Source organism: Shewanella sp. 125m-1 (genome assembly GCF_052977065.1).
Genome location: NZ_JBRILT010000072.1, coordinates 1 through 15,251 on the forward strand (window position 1 = coordinate 1; position 15,251 = coordinate 15,251).

Consider the following 15,251-nt stretch of genomic DNA (forward strand, 5'->3'; position numbering starts at 1 on the left):
CCCCAGAACAGTAAAACCAAGGCCTCAACGGTATGCCAAAAATAAAAATGCCGTTCACCTTAAGTGAACGGCATTAGCCAATAGGCTGTTTTTTTTTATTTTTTGCAATAAAATAAAAACATAGAACAACGAGTTTGTTTTACAATAAAACAACAAGGCTTATATAATACGTTCAATAGGACTTCCACGCTTCATTCCTTTTTCAGTACGGATACTAAATAAGGGGATACTCTTAACCTGAGCACATAACAAACATGGCCAAAACGAGTGCAAGCTCCATAAAACTGACCAATTGGCGTTCAAGCTTGCCAATGAAATTAATGTTGGTTCAACTCATTGTTGCAGCCGTGATTATTATCGCTAGCGTAGGGTTTCTAAAATCCATTGAAACTGCCCGTTTAATCGACAACCAACAATCACTGAGTATTAATCTGGGTAAAACTATTGCGGCTAAACTGCAGCAAAAAACCAACAGAATTGAAAACCTTGCCGTATCGATAGGAACACTTGGTGAATTGTATCAACAGCAACCTAATCAATTGGATCTGGCCATTCCCGCACTGCTCAATCAACCTGGACAACAAGAGGTAATATTAGGGGGCGGCATTTGGCCTGAACCATTCGCCTTTGACACAGATAAGCGAAAAAATAGTTATTTTTGGGCACGTAATTTGGCTGATGAACTGATTAAAGTAAATGACTATAACGCCGATGCCCCCCCTCACTATTACAACGAAAACTGGTATATTCCAGCTAAGTATTACCCGACAGATACGACTTATTGGTCAAAATCTTATATTGACCCTTTCACTGAAATCCCAATGATAACGGCCTCGGTACCTATGTGGTCAGAGCATAAGTTTATCGGCGTCTCCACTGTTGATGTCGCGTTATCGAGCATTGATAATTTTTTCACCACGGCAATATCCAGCCAAGGTGGTTATGTGTTTGCTCTTGATCAACAAAACCGCTTACTGTCTTATCCAGATATCGATATCGATGATAGAACTCCAATAAAGAATCCTGAACTATTTCAGCCTTTTGCAACATTTTCTAAAACCTACACCGAATTTGCCTCATTACAGAATATCATTGCAACAATTGATGCCGACTTCATTGAAACCGCCAGTGCAACAAAAGCTTACGAAGACAAATTACTTGAAAAAGATATCACGAATGTGCCGAGCCATGAGCGTGCTAAGCTGATCGCGCTAATCAATCAAAATGCAAATAACAAGCTCATGCAAGTTAAACTTGTCGCCAGCCTGCGCTTAGATAGTGATCCTAGGCTCAAAGAGCCGGTCATAGTGACCATCTTCCTTATGCCTGGTACGTATTGGAAAATAGTGCTCGTTACCCCTACATCAAGTATTGCCTACAATAACCAATCATTAGCAAGCTCTGTTGGTATTTATCTTGTTAGCATACAGATTATTGCCTTGATGCTACTTTTCATCATGCAAAATAAACTCTTTATCACTCCAATTAGCCGTATGGTTCGAGCGTTAAATGACAGCAATGCCGCTAAAATTGAGCTTGAAGCAAGTACACGTAGTGATGAAATAGGTATGCTAGCCAAAGCCTTTAGCTCGCGTACTCGGCAGTTAGAAATAGCGTTAGCCAGCTTAGATGCAACAAACCTCGCTCTAGAGCTTCAACTGGATGTACAGCAGCAAGCACAAACAGAACTTAAACAAAGTAAAGAGCAACTGAACTCTGTACTTAACTCCGCTCATAACTTAATTTTCATTATCAATATCAAAGGTGAATTTACTCTAGTCAATGATCAATTCTGCCGCACATTGTCACGTAAGCGTGAAGATATCATTGGGGTAAGAGACCGTCTTATCATGCCAAGAGAGATAGCGCAGATAAACCATGAGAACGATCTTAAGGTTATCGAGAGTAAACTTGAACTCAGTTATGAGCAAACGTTCCCAAGGGAGGGAAAACAGCACACTTACCTTGTGACTAAGTTTCCAATTCTGGACGCACAGCAACATGTGAGTTCGGTCGGAACCATCGCTTTCGATATCAGTGCAACTAAAGAGATTGAACTTAAGAAAAAAGCGCAGTTTGAAATACTGACAAGGGAAACAACCGATAATATCCGCTTTATTGAGCAGCTTGAGCTAACTAATAAGCGGCTACTCAGTGAAAGTGAACAAGTAAAACTTGAAACAAATCGTAGTGCTAGCTTTGAGAAGGTTAAAATTGAGAATCAAGCATTATACCCCTCTCTTGTTGCCGCAATCGTGAAACCCATCTTTAGAAAGCAAGATGATTTAGCTGCAAATGCCTACAAGTTAGCGAAAGGCGAATTGCCTATCGTAGACTTTAACTCAGAATTAGCAGAGCAAACCGTGCGCTTAAGGCACTTGGAGTACCTGTTTTCGGCCCAGGACTATGTCGCTAAGCCTATCGATTTAGTCCTACTGCTTGAGCACATCGTTGCCCTATTACAACCAAAACTCGCTTCCAACAATATTGAACTCACTGTAGATAGCGACAGTCGACTTATTGTTGATGGTGTTCATTGGCATTTTCTTCTGATTTTTTACCGCGCAATTAGCAATACCATTATCGATGCGTTTGCCCAAAGAAAAGAAACGCAGCATATAAAGATAGAACTAAGCAAAAAGCAGCATCAAGTCCTAATGCGTATTTATGATAATGGTAAAGGTTTCGATGACACTAAATTAGCCGCTTTACAGCAAGTACTGAAGAATAACGAAGTCAAAGGCACGCTATCGGCACTATCAGTTTGGCTGAAAAGTGAGTTTAGAGGCCAACTTGACGTCACGCGTTTAGAGCAAGATCCGCACTACAAAACGTTATTAACCTATCAGTTAACGGTGGCGTCTTTAAGCTAAATCAAAAAAGCCGCACAAAAATGTGCGGCTCAGCTCTTTATATCAAAAAGTGTATTTTTAACGCGATACATCCACGATATAATGTCCTTGTAGCCAGTTACGACCGATTAAGAGCTTATAAGACATCTTACTTCTATCTCTTAAATTCACCTTCACTTTATACTCTTGACCCGGCTCGCCAATCTTGAGCTCAACCATATAACGGATCTCACTGCCTTGAGCATTTCGGATCAGCGAAGTTTCAACAATGCGAGACTTTACTAAATGAGACTCACCCTTTTCATTTTCAGTCATGAAGTGAATGACTTTGCCGACATTTTTTTCCATGTCAGGATCTTCATTATCAATTTTCATATCATAGGCATGCAGCGAATTCTCAACCGCGCCAGTGTCTATGCGTGTCTTAAACATTAATCCCGACTCAACAACACTAATCGCCGCCGTTGGGCCTATCAGCTTTTTCTCTGATACATCGACAACATAACGACCTTTAAGCCAGTTACGACCGATTAAGAGCTTATAGTCCATGTGACTACGATCCCTTAAATTCACCCTAACCTTACGCTCTTTGCCCTTATAGCCAACATCTAAATCGACCATATAACGAGTTTCTGTACCTTGAGAATTGCTCACCGTTGAGGTTTTTACGATTTTGGCTTTTAAACGCTGCTTCTCGCCAGCATTATTTTCAGTCGTAAAAGACACCATTTTGCCAATGTTATCTTTCATATTCTTAGCACTACCGCCCTCAACCTTTAAATCGTAGGCATGTAGCGACGTGTTACCTGCCCCAGTATCGATACGGGCAACATATGAAAGGCCAGAAGCAACTGACATCTTTGCGGTTGAACCTATCACCGCTTTCTCGCTTGCTGTCGCCGACAATGATGACGTCAGGATCAATAAGCACAACCCTACGTTTTTAAGCATCGTGATTCCTTAATTCGTTAAAAAAACAACATAAATGATCTTGCGTTTATGATAGCAAGATTTAGAAGTGAATAAAGAGGTTGAGACTATCTATAGCAATTGTATGACATAGCTAAGCTGTATGAACGCTTACAACTGGGCGACTAAAAGGCCGCTATCAGTTGATAAAAAACTACCAGCATTTAATAAAAAACGTTAAATACAAACAAACTAAACAATGCGGTTGTACAGGTACAGTGGCAAAAATGCCATTTTTGATTTATATGTGTTCTTAATAGCTTAAAGTGTCGATAAAACTGCACCGCTAACCACACTAGAATAAAAGGCACAAATGGCAAAGAGATCACCAAAGGAAAAAATCCCCAACCAAGATCAAACGCATTCTCACTGAACAGTCTTAGAAAAAGCCAGAATATGAACAAACACGCATAAACAAACAAATACTGCCTATTCATAGACTTTTTAACTTTGGTCAGCATATCGCTCTCCTATACCATTGCAGCTACATTATGCCTTTAGGCAAAAGCCAACAAGCTGGAACAGCGAAAATACTGTAACTAAATATAATATTTTTGGCGTTAAGCCACTATCAAACTTGCTATTTCTTGATCAAATAAATTCTTAATAAGACATGAGAATTCAGTAATAAACACAGATTGCTCTGCAGTTGCTTTATGAGTAGAAACCCTCGCTAATATTTCTTCAAGATCATACACAATTGAGTCGACCTCACGGATCACTATGTTCCTTTGACTAAAGGTCAAAGAAGGATTTTGGCCACAAACCATAATAATTTGTGCAGCCAGTTGCTCTTCAAAAAGCTCCATTACCGTGTCTTCGGTAACACTTTGTTGCTGCGAGTTTTCAAAAATACCTAAATGTTCAGTCAGATACTGAACCAAGTGGATATAGCCGTCTTTATCGGTAACCATACTCAACCTAAAACACATCAAATGTGTTCATTGCTTATACGCTTCAATGACGAAAAGCGTTTAACAAGCCTATTATTAAATTATGTAAGAATATTATCTGAGTTTACCTAATTGAAAATCATCTGAATATAATTAATAAAGACTCGGCACACGTTTTTGAATACGTTAATGCTGTAACTCCTTTAGACAAGCCCTGAAAACCTAAAATCATGCAAATAAAAAGGCCTGCATGCAATAGTGTAGCATTGCATGCAGGCCTTACATTTTGCTTAATCGAATATAGCTTTAACATTAGGATAGGCTATATAGAACTCATTTATCACAGGATCATCAGGTGTCCAAGCAATCAATCAGGACGTTACAACTACTTGCTAAGACTAAGCATAAAGGAGACTGGAACAGCCTTACTTATCGCTGATAAACCTGCAATTTCTCGCAATTTATCAACCCCTGAAGATAAGCCAAAGCTCTCAGCATTGACTATAGTCGGCATCACGCTAGCCACGAGGATCTTAGAGTCTGATAACTTAGCGATACTCACTGTAAACGCCATAGTTTGCTTTTTACCGTGTAATGCAACTTCAGCATCTATGCTAGTAATTAATATTGAACCAACTGGAATGTCATTGACAAGTTTAGGCTCAATGTTTGCAGAGAGTGTTAACTTAGGATATTTATCCACTTCAAATAACAATGACTCCATACGCTCATCGCGGATCTCAACATTGGTCACGACACTCGCTAACGAAATCGATAAACTGAACTTTCCCTTATCATTGAGCGTACCGGCCATCGACTCGAAATAATGGATCTCGCCTATATCGCCTTTTTTAATCGATATAAAATTCACATTTGAAGCATCATTGTCAACATTCCATGTCGCTGCTGAAGCAATAAATGATAACGGCAATAATAGTAAACCAGTGATAATACTCTTCATATTCCTTCCCTCTCGTTAAGATGATTATTGGTATTTACATCCATATTAAGTTACAGCTAATTTAGCACGCTCAAGGTAAACAAAAAGTACTTTTTGCAACACTTGCTAATTTTCACTCTTTATATTAGGGCAAGTTCACCTATCTAGCGTAATTTCTTAACGACTAAAAACGAGTAACCAATGTAAAACGAGCTGTGCTGCCCTGACTCCTGCCCCTACTCAGTATTAAGAACATCATCAACTAAGAGTACTTCTTGGCAAACGCATTGAAAGCCAAAGGATGTGCTATTCCAATCGATATAAGAGTGTTTTTGACGAACTAATTCAAGGCGAATAAATGAGGGATTGACGATGGCCTTGCGACGTCGTTTAATGCGGAAGTCGACAGCGAAAAATACAAAAGCCGCAGAGTATGCGGCTTTTATGTTTTTAATTATGGCGCTAAACGACTTCGTTCCCAGTCATTACCAACTTTAGTATAAATAAATCGGTCATGTAGCCGGTGCTCTCCGCCCTGCCAGAATTCAATACTTTTAGGGCGAACGAGATAGCCTCCCCAAAACTTAGGTAAAGGCACATCACCATTAGAGAACTTTGCTTTCATCTCGGCGAATTTAGTCTCTAGTGCTTTTCTCGCGCTAATCGGGCTAGATTGCTTTGAAACCCAAGCGGCTATCTGACTCTCTTTAGGACGGCTGATAAAGTATTTAAGCACCTCAGTGGTAGACAGAGGTTCTGCAACGCCAGTAATAGCAACTTGCTTATCTAAACTGTGCCACGGAAATAAGATACTAACTTGAGCATTATTGGCAATATGCTGCGCTTTACGGCTCTCTAAATTAGTGAAAAAAACAAATCCATCATCACCAAAACGCTTGAGTAATACGATTCGTTGAAAAGGCTGACCATGCTCATCCACAGTGGCAACAGACATAGCTGTAGGATCTTGAATTTGTGAATCTCGAACCACTTCAAGCCAGGCGTTAAACAGGTCCATAGGATCATTGGGTACATTTTCACTATGTAACTCGCCTAATGTGTATTCGCGTCTGATATCGCTAAGTTCTGACATTTATCAATCCTTTCATCGAACCTAAAAAAAGAAGCGCTCAATTTAGCGCTTCTTTAATGATAACAATCTTAAGCATTCTACGGGAGCCTTTTGATAAAGACTCTAGCGAAATGTGCTCACCTAGTAACAGGCGACTTAGATAAAATTACTTCACTTTACCGTTAGACTCAGCCCAAACATGCAGCATCTCTAAACCAAGAGTCGCACCCGCTAATGCAGTGATTTCAGCGCTATCGTAAGCAGGAGCCACTTCTACAACATCCATACCGACAATCTTCATGCCTTTTAGACCACGAATAATCTTCATCGCTTTGTCACTTGTCAGGCCTCCACATACCGGCGTACCAGTGCCTGGTGCAAAAGCAGGATCTAAACAGTCGATATCGAAAGTCACGTAAAGCGGCATATCACCAACACGCTCACGAATTTGCGCAACAATCTCATCTGCGCTCATTTCGTTGGCGGCGGCAGCATCGATCACCTTGAAAAGATGGTTTGCCGTATCGTACTCGGTACGAATACCCACTTGAATTGAGTTTTCAGCAGCAATTAGGCCTTCAATTGGAGCATGATAGAACATGGTACCGTGATCATACTTACTACCTTGACTATATGTGTCGGTATGCGCATCAAAATGCAATAGTGCCATCTTACCGTGCTTCTTATAGTGAGCACGTAGTAGAGGCAGAGTCACAAAGTGATCGCCACCAAAGCTAAGCATCGCCTTATCTGCCTCTAGGATCTTGGTCGCGAAATCTTCTACACGCTGGGTAAAGTCAGCTGAATCACCACAGTTATAAACTAAGTCACCGGCATCAACGATTTTCACGTGGTCACTTAATTTAAACTGATAAGGCCAACGGGTCTCTTCCCACGCCAAGTTCACTGAAGCGTTACGAATAGCGCCAGGGCCCATACGGCCGCCAGAGCGGCCAGTAGTCGCCATATCAAATGGTAAGCCTAGTACTACGACATCTGCGTCACCTTCAAGCGGTTTAAAGTCTAACGGCTGTCTTAAGTAACCAAATGCATTTGAGTAAAGCGAATAATCAGGCTTATCTGCAATAGTGGTCATACATACTCCATAAAGTGTCTAGAGTCACAATACTTCAGCTAATAGCGTCTCACAATCAGACTGAATATAGTGATTATAATTAAAGTCATTGAGTTGATTTAACTGTAGATCACAACTCGCTAGCCTTCGATGTGAAGGAAAGCCTAGGTTGTCTATCTGCATATTCATCCCAATGATGTCCCAACTGCTGGGGTTCAATATATTTAACATCTCAACAAAAATATTGAACGGATAGTGTAAAAAATTCAAGTTAGTTTCAATACTCACGTAAGAGCTTCGCTCCTGAGGCGTGATATGTATGGTCAGAAACTTGTCTTCAAACAGTCCATTGATTGAATAGCCACACGGTTGAAACAAGTGATCGTCAAACTCAAAATGAGGTAACAAACGTTCAAGATCCAATAAGGTGCGGATCTCTGTCGCCGACTGCCTTTCCCCACGTAGATACTGAGCCACCGCCCCCTTGATGTGATACATCAACAAGCACGAACTCGCATCACTTTTTTGCGCGTTCTCGCTGCAATACAGGTAGTGGTGATGGTTATCTAAATGTCCAACTCGATAAGCTGTGCCTGCCATTTTTGCGTTAAGCTGTTCAACGTCGTCTTCAAAGCGCGTCGCTTGTAAGTGGGATAAAAACTCACTTTTACGTTGGTAGCTTAATCCGGATATGTGCTCGGTCCCAACCCTATCAATAACACACATCACGGCATCGATAAGGCGTGTATTACCACAGGTGATTAGCAGCAATTTTTGCTCCCAAACAAATAAGCTCGACTCACTTAATACATAAGCATCGCAGTGCGAATTTGAAAGGCTCGACAGGATCTCGGCATCTGCAAAACTTAATACTTGCTGCCAAAATGAATGAGGTAAAAAGCGTAGTGACACAGAACTACTCTTGACTTGTAGCTCTATTTTCTTTTCTGAACCTTCAAAAAACATCCTATCGGGGCTCCTAACCATATCAATTTTTTAACGCTGAGCACACCTTACATCTACGTCATGAACGTACTTATAAAGGCTAGCAGCCGCCTTGCATGCTGACGTAAAAACAAAACCAGCTTCAAGCAAACTTAAAGCTGGTTATAGCAAACAAGCTATTTATACCATTGTGGCATAGCTTACGCGCAGCTCATCTCTGGGTTAAGAGAAATCTTCTAGGTAAGTGTAACCTTTAAGACCTAACTGCAGCTCTTCAAGAATATTGGCGCGTTCATCTTCAGCAATATGCTTGTTCACTAACTCTTCATAGGTTCTCATAAATGAAACCGCATCCAAGTTCACATACCTCAGTACGTCAGCAACCGTATCACCAGCTAATACCGACTCAACGTTAGTGCGGGCATCTTCGTCCAAACGAACAACCGCCGAGTTTGTATCACCAAATAGGTTATGCATATCACCTAAAATCTCTTGATATGCGCCTACCAAGAAGAAGCCGATTAAATATGGGCTCTCTTGTGTCCATGCAGGCACGGGTAGCGTGGTTTCAATACCTTGACCGTCTACGTACTGATCTACGGTCCCGTCAGAGTCACAAGTAATATCTAGCATAACAGCGCGACTTTCTGGCTTTTTATCTAAACCAGACAGAGGCATCACAGGAAATACCTGATCGATACCCCATGCATCAGGAAGCGACTGGAACAAAGAGAAGTTTACAAAGAACTTGTCAGCTAACTTTTCGTTTAACTCATCTATAATCGGTCTATGGAAACGATACTTAGCGCTCATGCTGCCCTGAAGTTCGTAACAAACACGTAAATTAACCTGCTCAGCCCATGCTCGCTCGGCTAATCCCAACTGACCAACAGCAAACAGAGAGTGAACTTCGGTCAGATCGCTTTGGCAATCATGGAAAATTTCAATCAAAGCACGCTGGTCTGCTTTACCACTGACTTCAACCCACGACTGCCACATGTTGTGCAATAACTGAGGTGCATCTTCCGCTGGCGGTTGAATATCTTCAGGCTTATATGCTTCAGTACCGATCACATCAGTTAGCAATACCGCATGGTGTGCAGTTAAGTAACGACCAGACTCAGAGATAATTCTCGGCATTGGCTGTTCGTACTCTTTACACATATCGGTCAACACACTAACGATATTGTTAGCGTACTCGGTTAAGCCGTAGTTCATTGAATGACTACTTTGGCTTCGAGTACCATCATAATCAACAGCAAGACCGCCACCGACGTCGAAACACTTAACGCTAGCGCCAAGCTTCATCAACTCGCAGTAGAAACGACCCGCTTCACTTACGCCTTGTCTAATATCACGGATATTGGCAATTTGAGAACCTAGGTGGAAGTGCAGTAACTCTAATGACTCAAGCATATTTTCATGCTTAAGCGAATTGATCACTTGCAATACCTGTGCAGCACTTAAGCCAAACTTAGACTTCTCGCCGCCACTGGCCTGCCACTTGCCCTTGCCTTGGAATGCAAGACGTACACGTAAGCCTAAGCGAGGTCTTACACCTAACTCTTTCGCTTGCTCAAGTACGACTTTAAGCTCTGACATCTTCTCAAGGACAATGTACACCTTGTGGCCAAGCTTCTCGCCAATTAGCGCAAGTCGAATGTACTCTTTATCTTTGTAGCCGTTACAGATAATAACAGAGCTTGCCTTTTGTGCCATTGCCAAAACAGCCATTAGCTCTGGCTTACTGCCCGCCTCTAGGCCCAGCTGCGGCACTTCTTTTGCCACTTGGCTAGCCAGGATCTCTTCCACAACAGTTTGCTGTTGGTTTACTTTGATCGGATAAACAAGCAAGTAATCATTTTCATATTGATACTTTTGAATAGCCTGATTAAATGCCTGACACAGACTATTAACTCTATGATGTAAAATTTGTGGGAAACGCACCAAAACAGGTAAAGCCACGCCCGACTTAACCATATCTTTTGCCATTTCATTTAAACCAATCTTACAGTCTGGACGACTTGGATCCGGTGAAACGGTCACCTCGCCCTCATCGCTAATGCCGTATAATCCTTGGCTCCAGTGATTTACGTTGTAACTTGCGCGTGCATCATCAATAGACCAATTGCTCATATTTGTCCTAACCTGTGTATTTAACTCAATTAAGTTGACTGAATACTAAGGTTGCAATCAACTTGCGAATATTTTAATCAGTAAAATTCTGATCGACCTATAAAGTATAAACTGTTTAAGTAAACTCTCTACGACCACACAACGCGTAGCTGCAAGAGCATTAACTTACTTAACAACAAGCCATCTCTCAAAAGTAGAGATCACTTCAAATTCTTATGAAGTAATAAATGTATGCCTTTAAAACTAGCATGTAAAACTTAATCCATAAAAATCTATTTGTTACTTCAAGTATCGCCTAACCATTGCAAGGCACTTTTTTAATGAGAATACGAACGAAGCGCTTTTCCCACTGATTTTTGCGGCGCAATTAAACCTTGAGACTCATGATAATGCAAGACTCATAAGCGCATTTAGTGGTAATTAATCCCCAAATTATCATTAGCTTATAATAGGGTGATAACATTACGTAGCATTTCCTCCCTAATTCGTGATAAATGCCCTTTTGTCATTACAGTGAAATACGAGCTATTGAGCATTAGTTTCAACGGGCTAAAGCATATTGAAACAATTTCCACTATAATCGCAGCTGAAATTAATCGTTACTGTTTTTAAAGTAGAGAACATCATGATCCAGATAGGTAAAACCTGTAAGCTCGAAGTCGTCAAACAAGTTGATTTTGGTGTCTATTTAGACGCGAAAGAGATGGGCCAGGTACTGCTTCCTCGTAAGGCTGTGCCGAAGGATTGCCGAGTCGGAGATATGGTTAATGTATTTCTCTATCTAGACTCAGAAGACATGATCATTGCGACCACGAGCCGCCCATACGCTCAAGTGGGTCAATTTGCTTATTTGGAAGCAAAAGAAAACGGCCCATACGGTACGTTTTTGGATTGGGGCTTAGAAAAAGACTTATTATTACCTTTTGGTGAGCAACATCGAGAGATTGAAGTTGGAAAGTCGTACCTCGTTTATATCTATACTAGCCATGTTGATGACCGAATTGTTGCGTCTGCAAAAGTAGATAAATTTCTTGACCTCACTCAGCCAACATTCCGCGAAGATGAAGAAGTTAACCTTATTATTGGTGGCAGCACCGATCTTGGCTACAAAGCGATTATCAATAACACCCATTGGGGCGTACTGTATAAGAACGAGGTTTATACTCGCTTAAGCTTTGGCCAAAAGCTTAAAGGCTTCATTAAGCGCATGAGAAGCGACGGTAAAATCGACCTGATTTTACAAAAAGGAGCAAAAAAAGAGCTAGATAAGCATTCAGTGACTATCATGATCAAGCTCAAGCAAGCTGGCGGCTTCTTACCACTTAATGATAAGACCGACGCAGAAGTTATTTACTCTCAGCTATCGATGAGTAAAAAAGCCTTTAAAAAGAGTATCGGTGGCCTATATAAAAACAAACAGATCACTATTTCTCCAGATGGCATCCGTCTAGAAGAATAAATTAAATCGCTATATTGCTTATAAACAAAGCAATTGCGTAGTTAACTCGATTAAAGCTTCTTTGCATTAAAGCATGGCTCTGTTATAACAAAGTCATGCTTTTTTATTAAGAGGTGAATATGGAGCTGACTCCACACGAAGCGCGCATTATTGGTGTATTACTCGAAAAAGAGATCACCACGCCAGAACAATACCCACTTTCTCTCAACAGTTTAACCTCTGGCTGTAATCAAAAAACCAGCCGTGATCCGGTTCTGGATCTCAGTGAATCAGAAGTACAAAATACCTTAGATAATCTCACCAAAAAAAGGCTGATCTCAGAACAATCAGGTTTTGGCAGTCGAGTGGTAAAATACAAGCATCGTTTTTGTAATACTGAGTTTAGCGATCTACAACTTAAATCTTCTGAATTAGCAGTTATCTGCCTTCTATTACTCAGAGGGCCACAAACACCAGGCGAACTAAGAACCCGAAGTAATCGATTACACGAATTTCATGATGTCAGCGAAGTTGAAGCGACGCTAAATGAACTCCAAAGGCGAGAGTCCCCTCTTGTGATGTTATTAGCTAAAGAGCCTGGTAAGCGTGAAGCTCGCTACCGCCAACTGTTTACTGAGGCCAATGACAGTGAATTACACTCTCAACCATCTCAAAATGCAGATCATGCAATCATTCAACAAAATAGTGGGCTTGAAACGAGAGTTAACATACTTGAACAAGAAGTCATTGAGTTAAAAGCACAGCTCAAGCAACTGCTGGATAAATGATAAAGCTTAACTATCTATCATGTTAATTTACCAGGTTAAGGTTAACCCATTTAATCAATAGGTGTTAACCTGACCCTTTCTACCGCTCTTCACATTAAGGGATTAGTTTGCAAAACGCCCCCCAAAAAAATAGTATGCTTCGAAATACGCTTTTACTTGCACAATTCGAAGTCAAAAAGATGCTATTCAATCCTAGAGGATTAATCGCTCTTGTCGCATTCGCCCTCGTTTGGCTACTGATCTTGCTCTACCCCATTAGTGGCGCATCAAGCTTTTTGATCAATCCAGATTTTAGAGGATTAATAGAAGGCATTTTTGGCCAACAAGCAGTCAGTGAACTCTTTAAATGGCCTGTTGCCGAAATGGCCGTCTACTGGATTGCTGCGCTTTATATCTTCCCTCTTTTCAGTATTTTTGTATCCGCGGATCAGTTTGCAACAGATAAATCCCGAGGAACCTTTCGATTTTTAACCCTTAGGGTGGGTCGAGACAGCCTATTCTTTGGCCGCTTTCTCGGTCATATGGCACTGCAAAGCTTGCTGCTAGCCTTAACCGTTATCGCGACGATCTTATTCGCAATTAGCAGAGATCCGAGTTTACTCATACCGGCGCTATTTTCAGGACTCATCGTTACCCTTAATTTGATTATAGTGTTGCTGCCCTACACCGCATTAATGGCAATTCTGTCTCTTTATGCGAGCTCTGCCCGCCAAGCAACGATCTATGCCATCTTAGTCTGGGCAGCTATGTCTATTAGCATCGCGATTATCAACAACTACTTACCTATTATTAGTGAATTAAAGTGGCTTCTTCCTGGCTCGCAGATTTCGTTAATGATAAATACCCAAGGGCTTAGCAGCTTTATGTATGCTCCAGTGCCGTTAATCCAAGCCGTTGTGCTGTTATTTTTAGGCAAAATGTATATCAATAGGAGCGCACTATGAGTTTAATTAACTGCAAAGGTCTATCTAAGTCCTACGGCAATAAACAAGCGCTAAAGCAAGTTGATATTACACTCGATGCAGGCAGGCCTATAGCACTGGTTGGCCCTAATGGTGCAGGTAAAACCACGCTATTTAGTCTGTTGTGCGGCTATATCACACCAACATCTGGAGAAGTAACATTATTAGGCCACAAGCCTGGTAGTCCTGAGCTACTTGGACGTATTGCCTCACTACCACAAGATGCTGCGCTTGATCCAAATCTTGATGTGATCAGTCAGCTAACGTTGTTTGCTACCTTGCAAGGTTATGCTAAAAAACAGGCAAAAGCAGAAGCTCTACGAGTATTGTCTTTAGTTGATCTAGCCGATAGCGCCCAGCAAAAACCCAAGTCATTAAGCCATGGCATGTCAAAGCGTGTGTCTATTGCACAAGCGCTGATAGGCTCACCAGAGCTGGTTTTACTAGACGAACCTACGGCGGGTTTAGATCCTGCAAATGCGAAGAAAATCCGTGAGCTAGTTAAATCTCTATCAGATAGAATGACTTTTGTCATTAGTTCACACAATTTGGATGAGCTTGAAAAACTATGCGATCAAGTACTTTATCTTGAGCAAGGCCAACTCAGCCAATCAGTGTCTATGAATGAGTCTCAGCATGAAAATTATTTAACACTAACGATGCAGCAATGTGAGGCAAGCTCCCTTATAGAAGCGGTATTGGGATTGGCGGATATCAGCTCCATAGAGGAGCGTCAGTCTAACCAGTTTCTCATCAAACATAATAGCGAAGAAGCCTATGCAATTGAGATGGCGTTGTTAACCCTATTTAAACAGCGAAACTGGCAATATAAAGCGTTGTTGAAAGGTCGAACGTTAGAAGAGAAGCTATTCTCCTAGTGGACACAATCACTCACCTTATTATTAAACGGTGCCATTAGGCGCCGTTTTTTATAAGCACTTTTGACTATCCGTATGTTTCGAGTGAGATTATCGCCAGTTTTTTATAACGACTTTATTTACAGCAAACATCTGATGTCTAGAAGCTTAAAAGCTTTACCAGCATTCAAGGCCATAGGTAAACGTCAAGGTATGCGTATTATTTCACGAGAATGATTGATTTGTTTGATTGCTGATTGCTGATTGCTGATTGCTGATTGCTGATTGCTGATTGCTGATTGCTGATTGCTGATTGCTGATTGC

General features: G+C 41.1%; 12 protein-coding genes. 5 read left to right on the forward strand and 7 right to left on the reverse strand.

The genetic code is table 11. The annotated features are described in order from the left end of the window. Positions 1-311 precede the first annotated feature (311 nt). The gene (locus tag ACVBIK_RS20090) at positions 312-2,873 is read left to right on the forward strand and encodes a PDC sensor domain-containing protein (protein WP_447170368.1); all 2,562 of its coding nucleotides are present in this window, start codon (positions 312-314) and stop codon (positions 2,871-2,873) included. 57 nt (positions 2,874-2,930) lie between these two features. On the opposite strand, the gene ACVBIK_RS20095 is transcribed toward ACVBIK_RS20090, so the two are convergent. The 7 genes from ACVBIK_RS20095 to speA form a co-directional block, all read right to left on the reverse strand. Beyond that, the gene (locus ACVBIK_RS20095; protein ID WP_447170369.1) at positions 2,931-3,803 is read right to left on the reverse strand and encodes a putative ATP-dependent zinc protease; all 873 of its coding nucleotides are present in this window, start codon (positions 3,801-3,803) and stop codon (positions 2,931-2,933) included. Between the two features lie 578 nt (positions 3,804-4,381). Further along, positions 4,382-4,735: a DUF3802 family protein gene (locus ACVBIK_RS20100; RefSeq protein ID WP_447159935.1), complete on the reverse strand. Its 354-nt coding sequence runs from the start codon at positions 4,733-4,735 to the stop codon at positions 4,382-4,384. A gap of 364 nt (positions 4,736-5,099) precedes the next feature. Beyond that, the gene (locus ACVBIK_RS20105; RefSeq protein ID WP_447159936.1) at positions 5,100-5,675 is read right to left on the reverse strand and encodes a YceI family protein; all 576 of its coding nucleotides are present in this window, start codon (positions 5,673-5,675) and stop codon (positions 5,100-5,102) included. 433 nt (positions 5,676-6,108) lie between these two features. Further along, positions 6,109-6,747 carry a pyridoxamine 5'-phosphate oxidase gene (pdxH, locus tag ACVBIK_RS20110; RefSeq protein ID WP_447159937.1) on the reverse strand — a complete coding sequence of 213 codons (639 nt, stop codon included), beginning with the start codon at positions 6,745-6,747 and terminating at the stop codon, positions 6,109-6,111. A gap of 145 nt (positions 6,748-6,892) precedes the next feature. Beyond that, entirely contained in the window at positions 6,893-7,822 is a 930-nt protein-coding gene (gene speB / locus ACVBIK_RS20115; protein ID WP_447159938.1) for an agmatinase, read from the reverse strand. Positions 7,823-7,846: 24 nt separating this feature from the next. After that, on the reverse strand, positions 7,847-8,767 hold the full coding sequence (locus ACVBIK_RS20120) for an adenosylmethionine decarboxylase (protein ID WP_447164053.1): 921 nt from the start codon (positions 8,765-8,767) through the stop codon (positions 7,847-7,849). A gap of 201 nt (positions 8,768-8,968) precedes the next feature. After that, positions 8,969-10,882: a biosynthetic arginine decarboxylase gene (gene speA, locus ACVBIK_RS20125; RefSeq protein WP_447159940.1), complete on the reverse strand. Its 1,914-nt coding sequence runs from the start codon at positions 10,880-10,882 to the stop codon at positions 8,969-8,971. A gap of 625 nt (positions 10,883-11,507) precedes the next feature. On the opposite strand from speA, the gene ACVBIK_RS20130 reads away from it, so the two are divergent. The 4 genes from ACVBIK_RS20130 to ACVBIK_RS20145 all read left to right on the forward strand — a co-directional run bounded on the left by ACVBIK_RS20130 (position 11,508) and on the right by ACVBIK_RS20145 (position 14,948). Further along, complete coding sequence (locus ACVBIK_RS20130; RefSeq protein ID WP_447170370.1) at positions 11,508-12,341, forward strand: CvfB family protein; 834 nt, start codon at positions 11,508-11,510, stop codon at positions 12,339-12,341. 119 nt (positions 12,342-12,460) lie between these two features. Then, positions 12,461-13,108 carry a YceH family protein gene (locus ACVBIK_RS20135; RefSeq protein ID WP_447159942.1) on the forward strand — a complete coding sequence of 216 codons (648 nt, stop codon included), beginning with the start codon at positions 12,461-12,463 and terminating at the stop codon, positions 13,106-13,108. A gap of 134 nt (positions 13,109-13,242) precedes the next feature. Then, positions 13,243-14,052 carry an ABC transporter permease gene (locus ACVBIK_RS20140; protein ID WP_447160017.1) on the forward strand — a complete coding sequence of 270 codons (810 nt, stop codon included), beginning with the start codon at positions 13,243-13,245 and terminating at the stop codon, positions 14,050-14,052. Further along, the gene (locus ACVBIK_RS20145; RefSeq protein WP_447170371.1) at positions 14,049-14,948 is read left to right on the forward strand and encodes an ABC transporter ATP-binding protein; all 900 of its coding nucleotides are present in this window, start codon (positions 14,049-14,051) and stop codon (positions 14,946-14,948) included. Before ACVBIK_RS20140 ends, ACVBIK_RS20145 begins: the two co-directional genes overlap by 4 nt. Positions 14,949-15,251 lie beyond the last annotated feature (303 nt).

What these genes read in the sequence shown, in the direction of transcription:
- ACVBIK_RS20130 (WP_447170370.1), top strand. Translation starts at nt 11,508, where the DNA reads ATGATCCAGATAGGTAAAACCTGTAAGCTCGAAGTCGTCAAACAAGTT.
- ACVBIK_RS20100 (WP_447159935.1), bottom strand. Translation starts at nt 4,735, where the DNA reads ATGGTTACCGATAAAGACGGCTATATCCACTTGGTTCAGTATCTGACT.
- ACVBIK_RS20135 (WP_447159942.1), top strand. Translation starts at nt 12,461, where the DNA reads ATGGAGCTGACTCCACACGAAGCGCGCATTATTGGTGTATTACTCGAA.
- ACVBIK_RS20105 (WP_447159936.1), bottom strand. Translation starts at nt 5,675, where the DNA reads ATGAAGAGTATTATCACTGGTTTACTATTATTGCCGTTATCATTTATT.
- speA (WP_447159940.1), bottom strand. Translation starts at nt 10,882, where the DNA reads ATGAGCAATTGGTCTATTGATGATGCACGCGCAAGTTACAACGTAAAT.
- ACVBIK_RS20090 (WP_447170368.1), top strand. Translation starts at nt 312, where the DNA reads ATGAAATTAATGTTGGTTCAACTCATTGTTGCAGCCGTGATTATTATC.
- ACVBIK_RS20120 (WP_447164053.1), bottom strand. Translation starts at nt 8,767, where the DNA reads ATGTTTTTTGAAGGTTCAGAAAAGAAAATAGAGCTACAAGTCAAGAGT.
- ACVBIK_RS20145 (WP_447170371.1), top strand. Translation starts at nt 14,049, where the DNA reads ATGAGTTTAATTAACTGCAAAGGTCTATCTAAGTCCTACGGCAATAAA.
- speB (WP_447159938.1), bottom strand. Translation starts at nt 7,822, where the DNA reads ATGACCACTATTGCAGATAAGCCTGATTATTCGCTTTACTCAAATGCA.
- pdxH (WP_447159937.1), bottom strand. Translation starts at nt 6,747, where the DNA reads ATGTCAGAACTTAGCGATATCAGACGCGAATACACATTAGGCGAGTTA.
- ACVBIK_RS20140 (WP_447160017.1), top strand. Translation starts at nt 13,243, where the DNA reads ATGCTTCGAAATACGCTTTTACTTGCACAATTCGAAGTCAAAAAGATG.
- ACVBIK_RS20095 (WP_447170369.1), bottom strand. Translation starts at nt 3,803, where the DNA reads ATGCTTAAAAACGTAGGGTTGTGCTTATTGATCCTGACGTCATCATTG.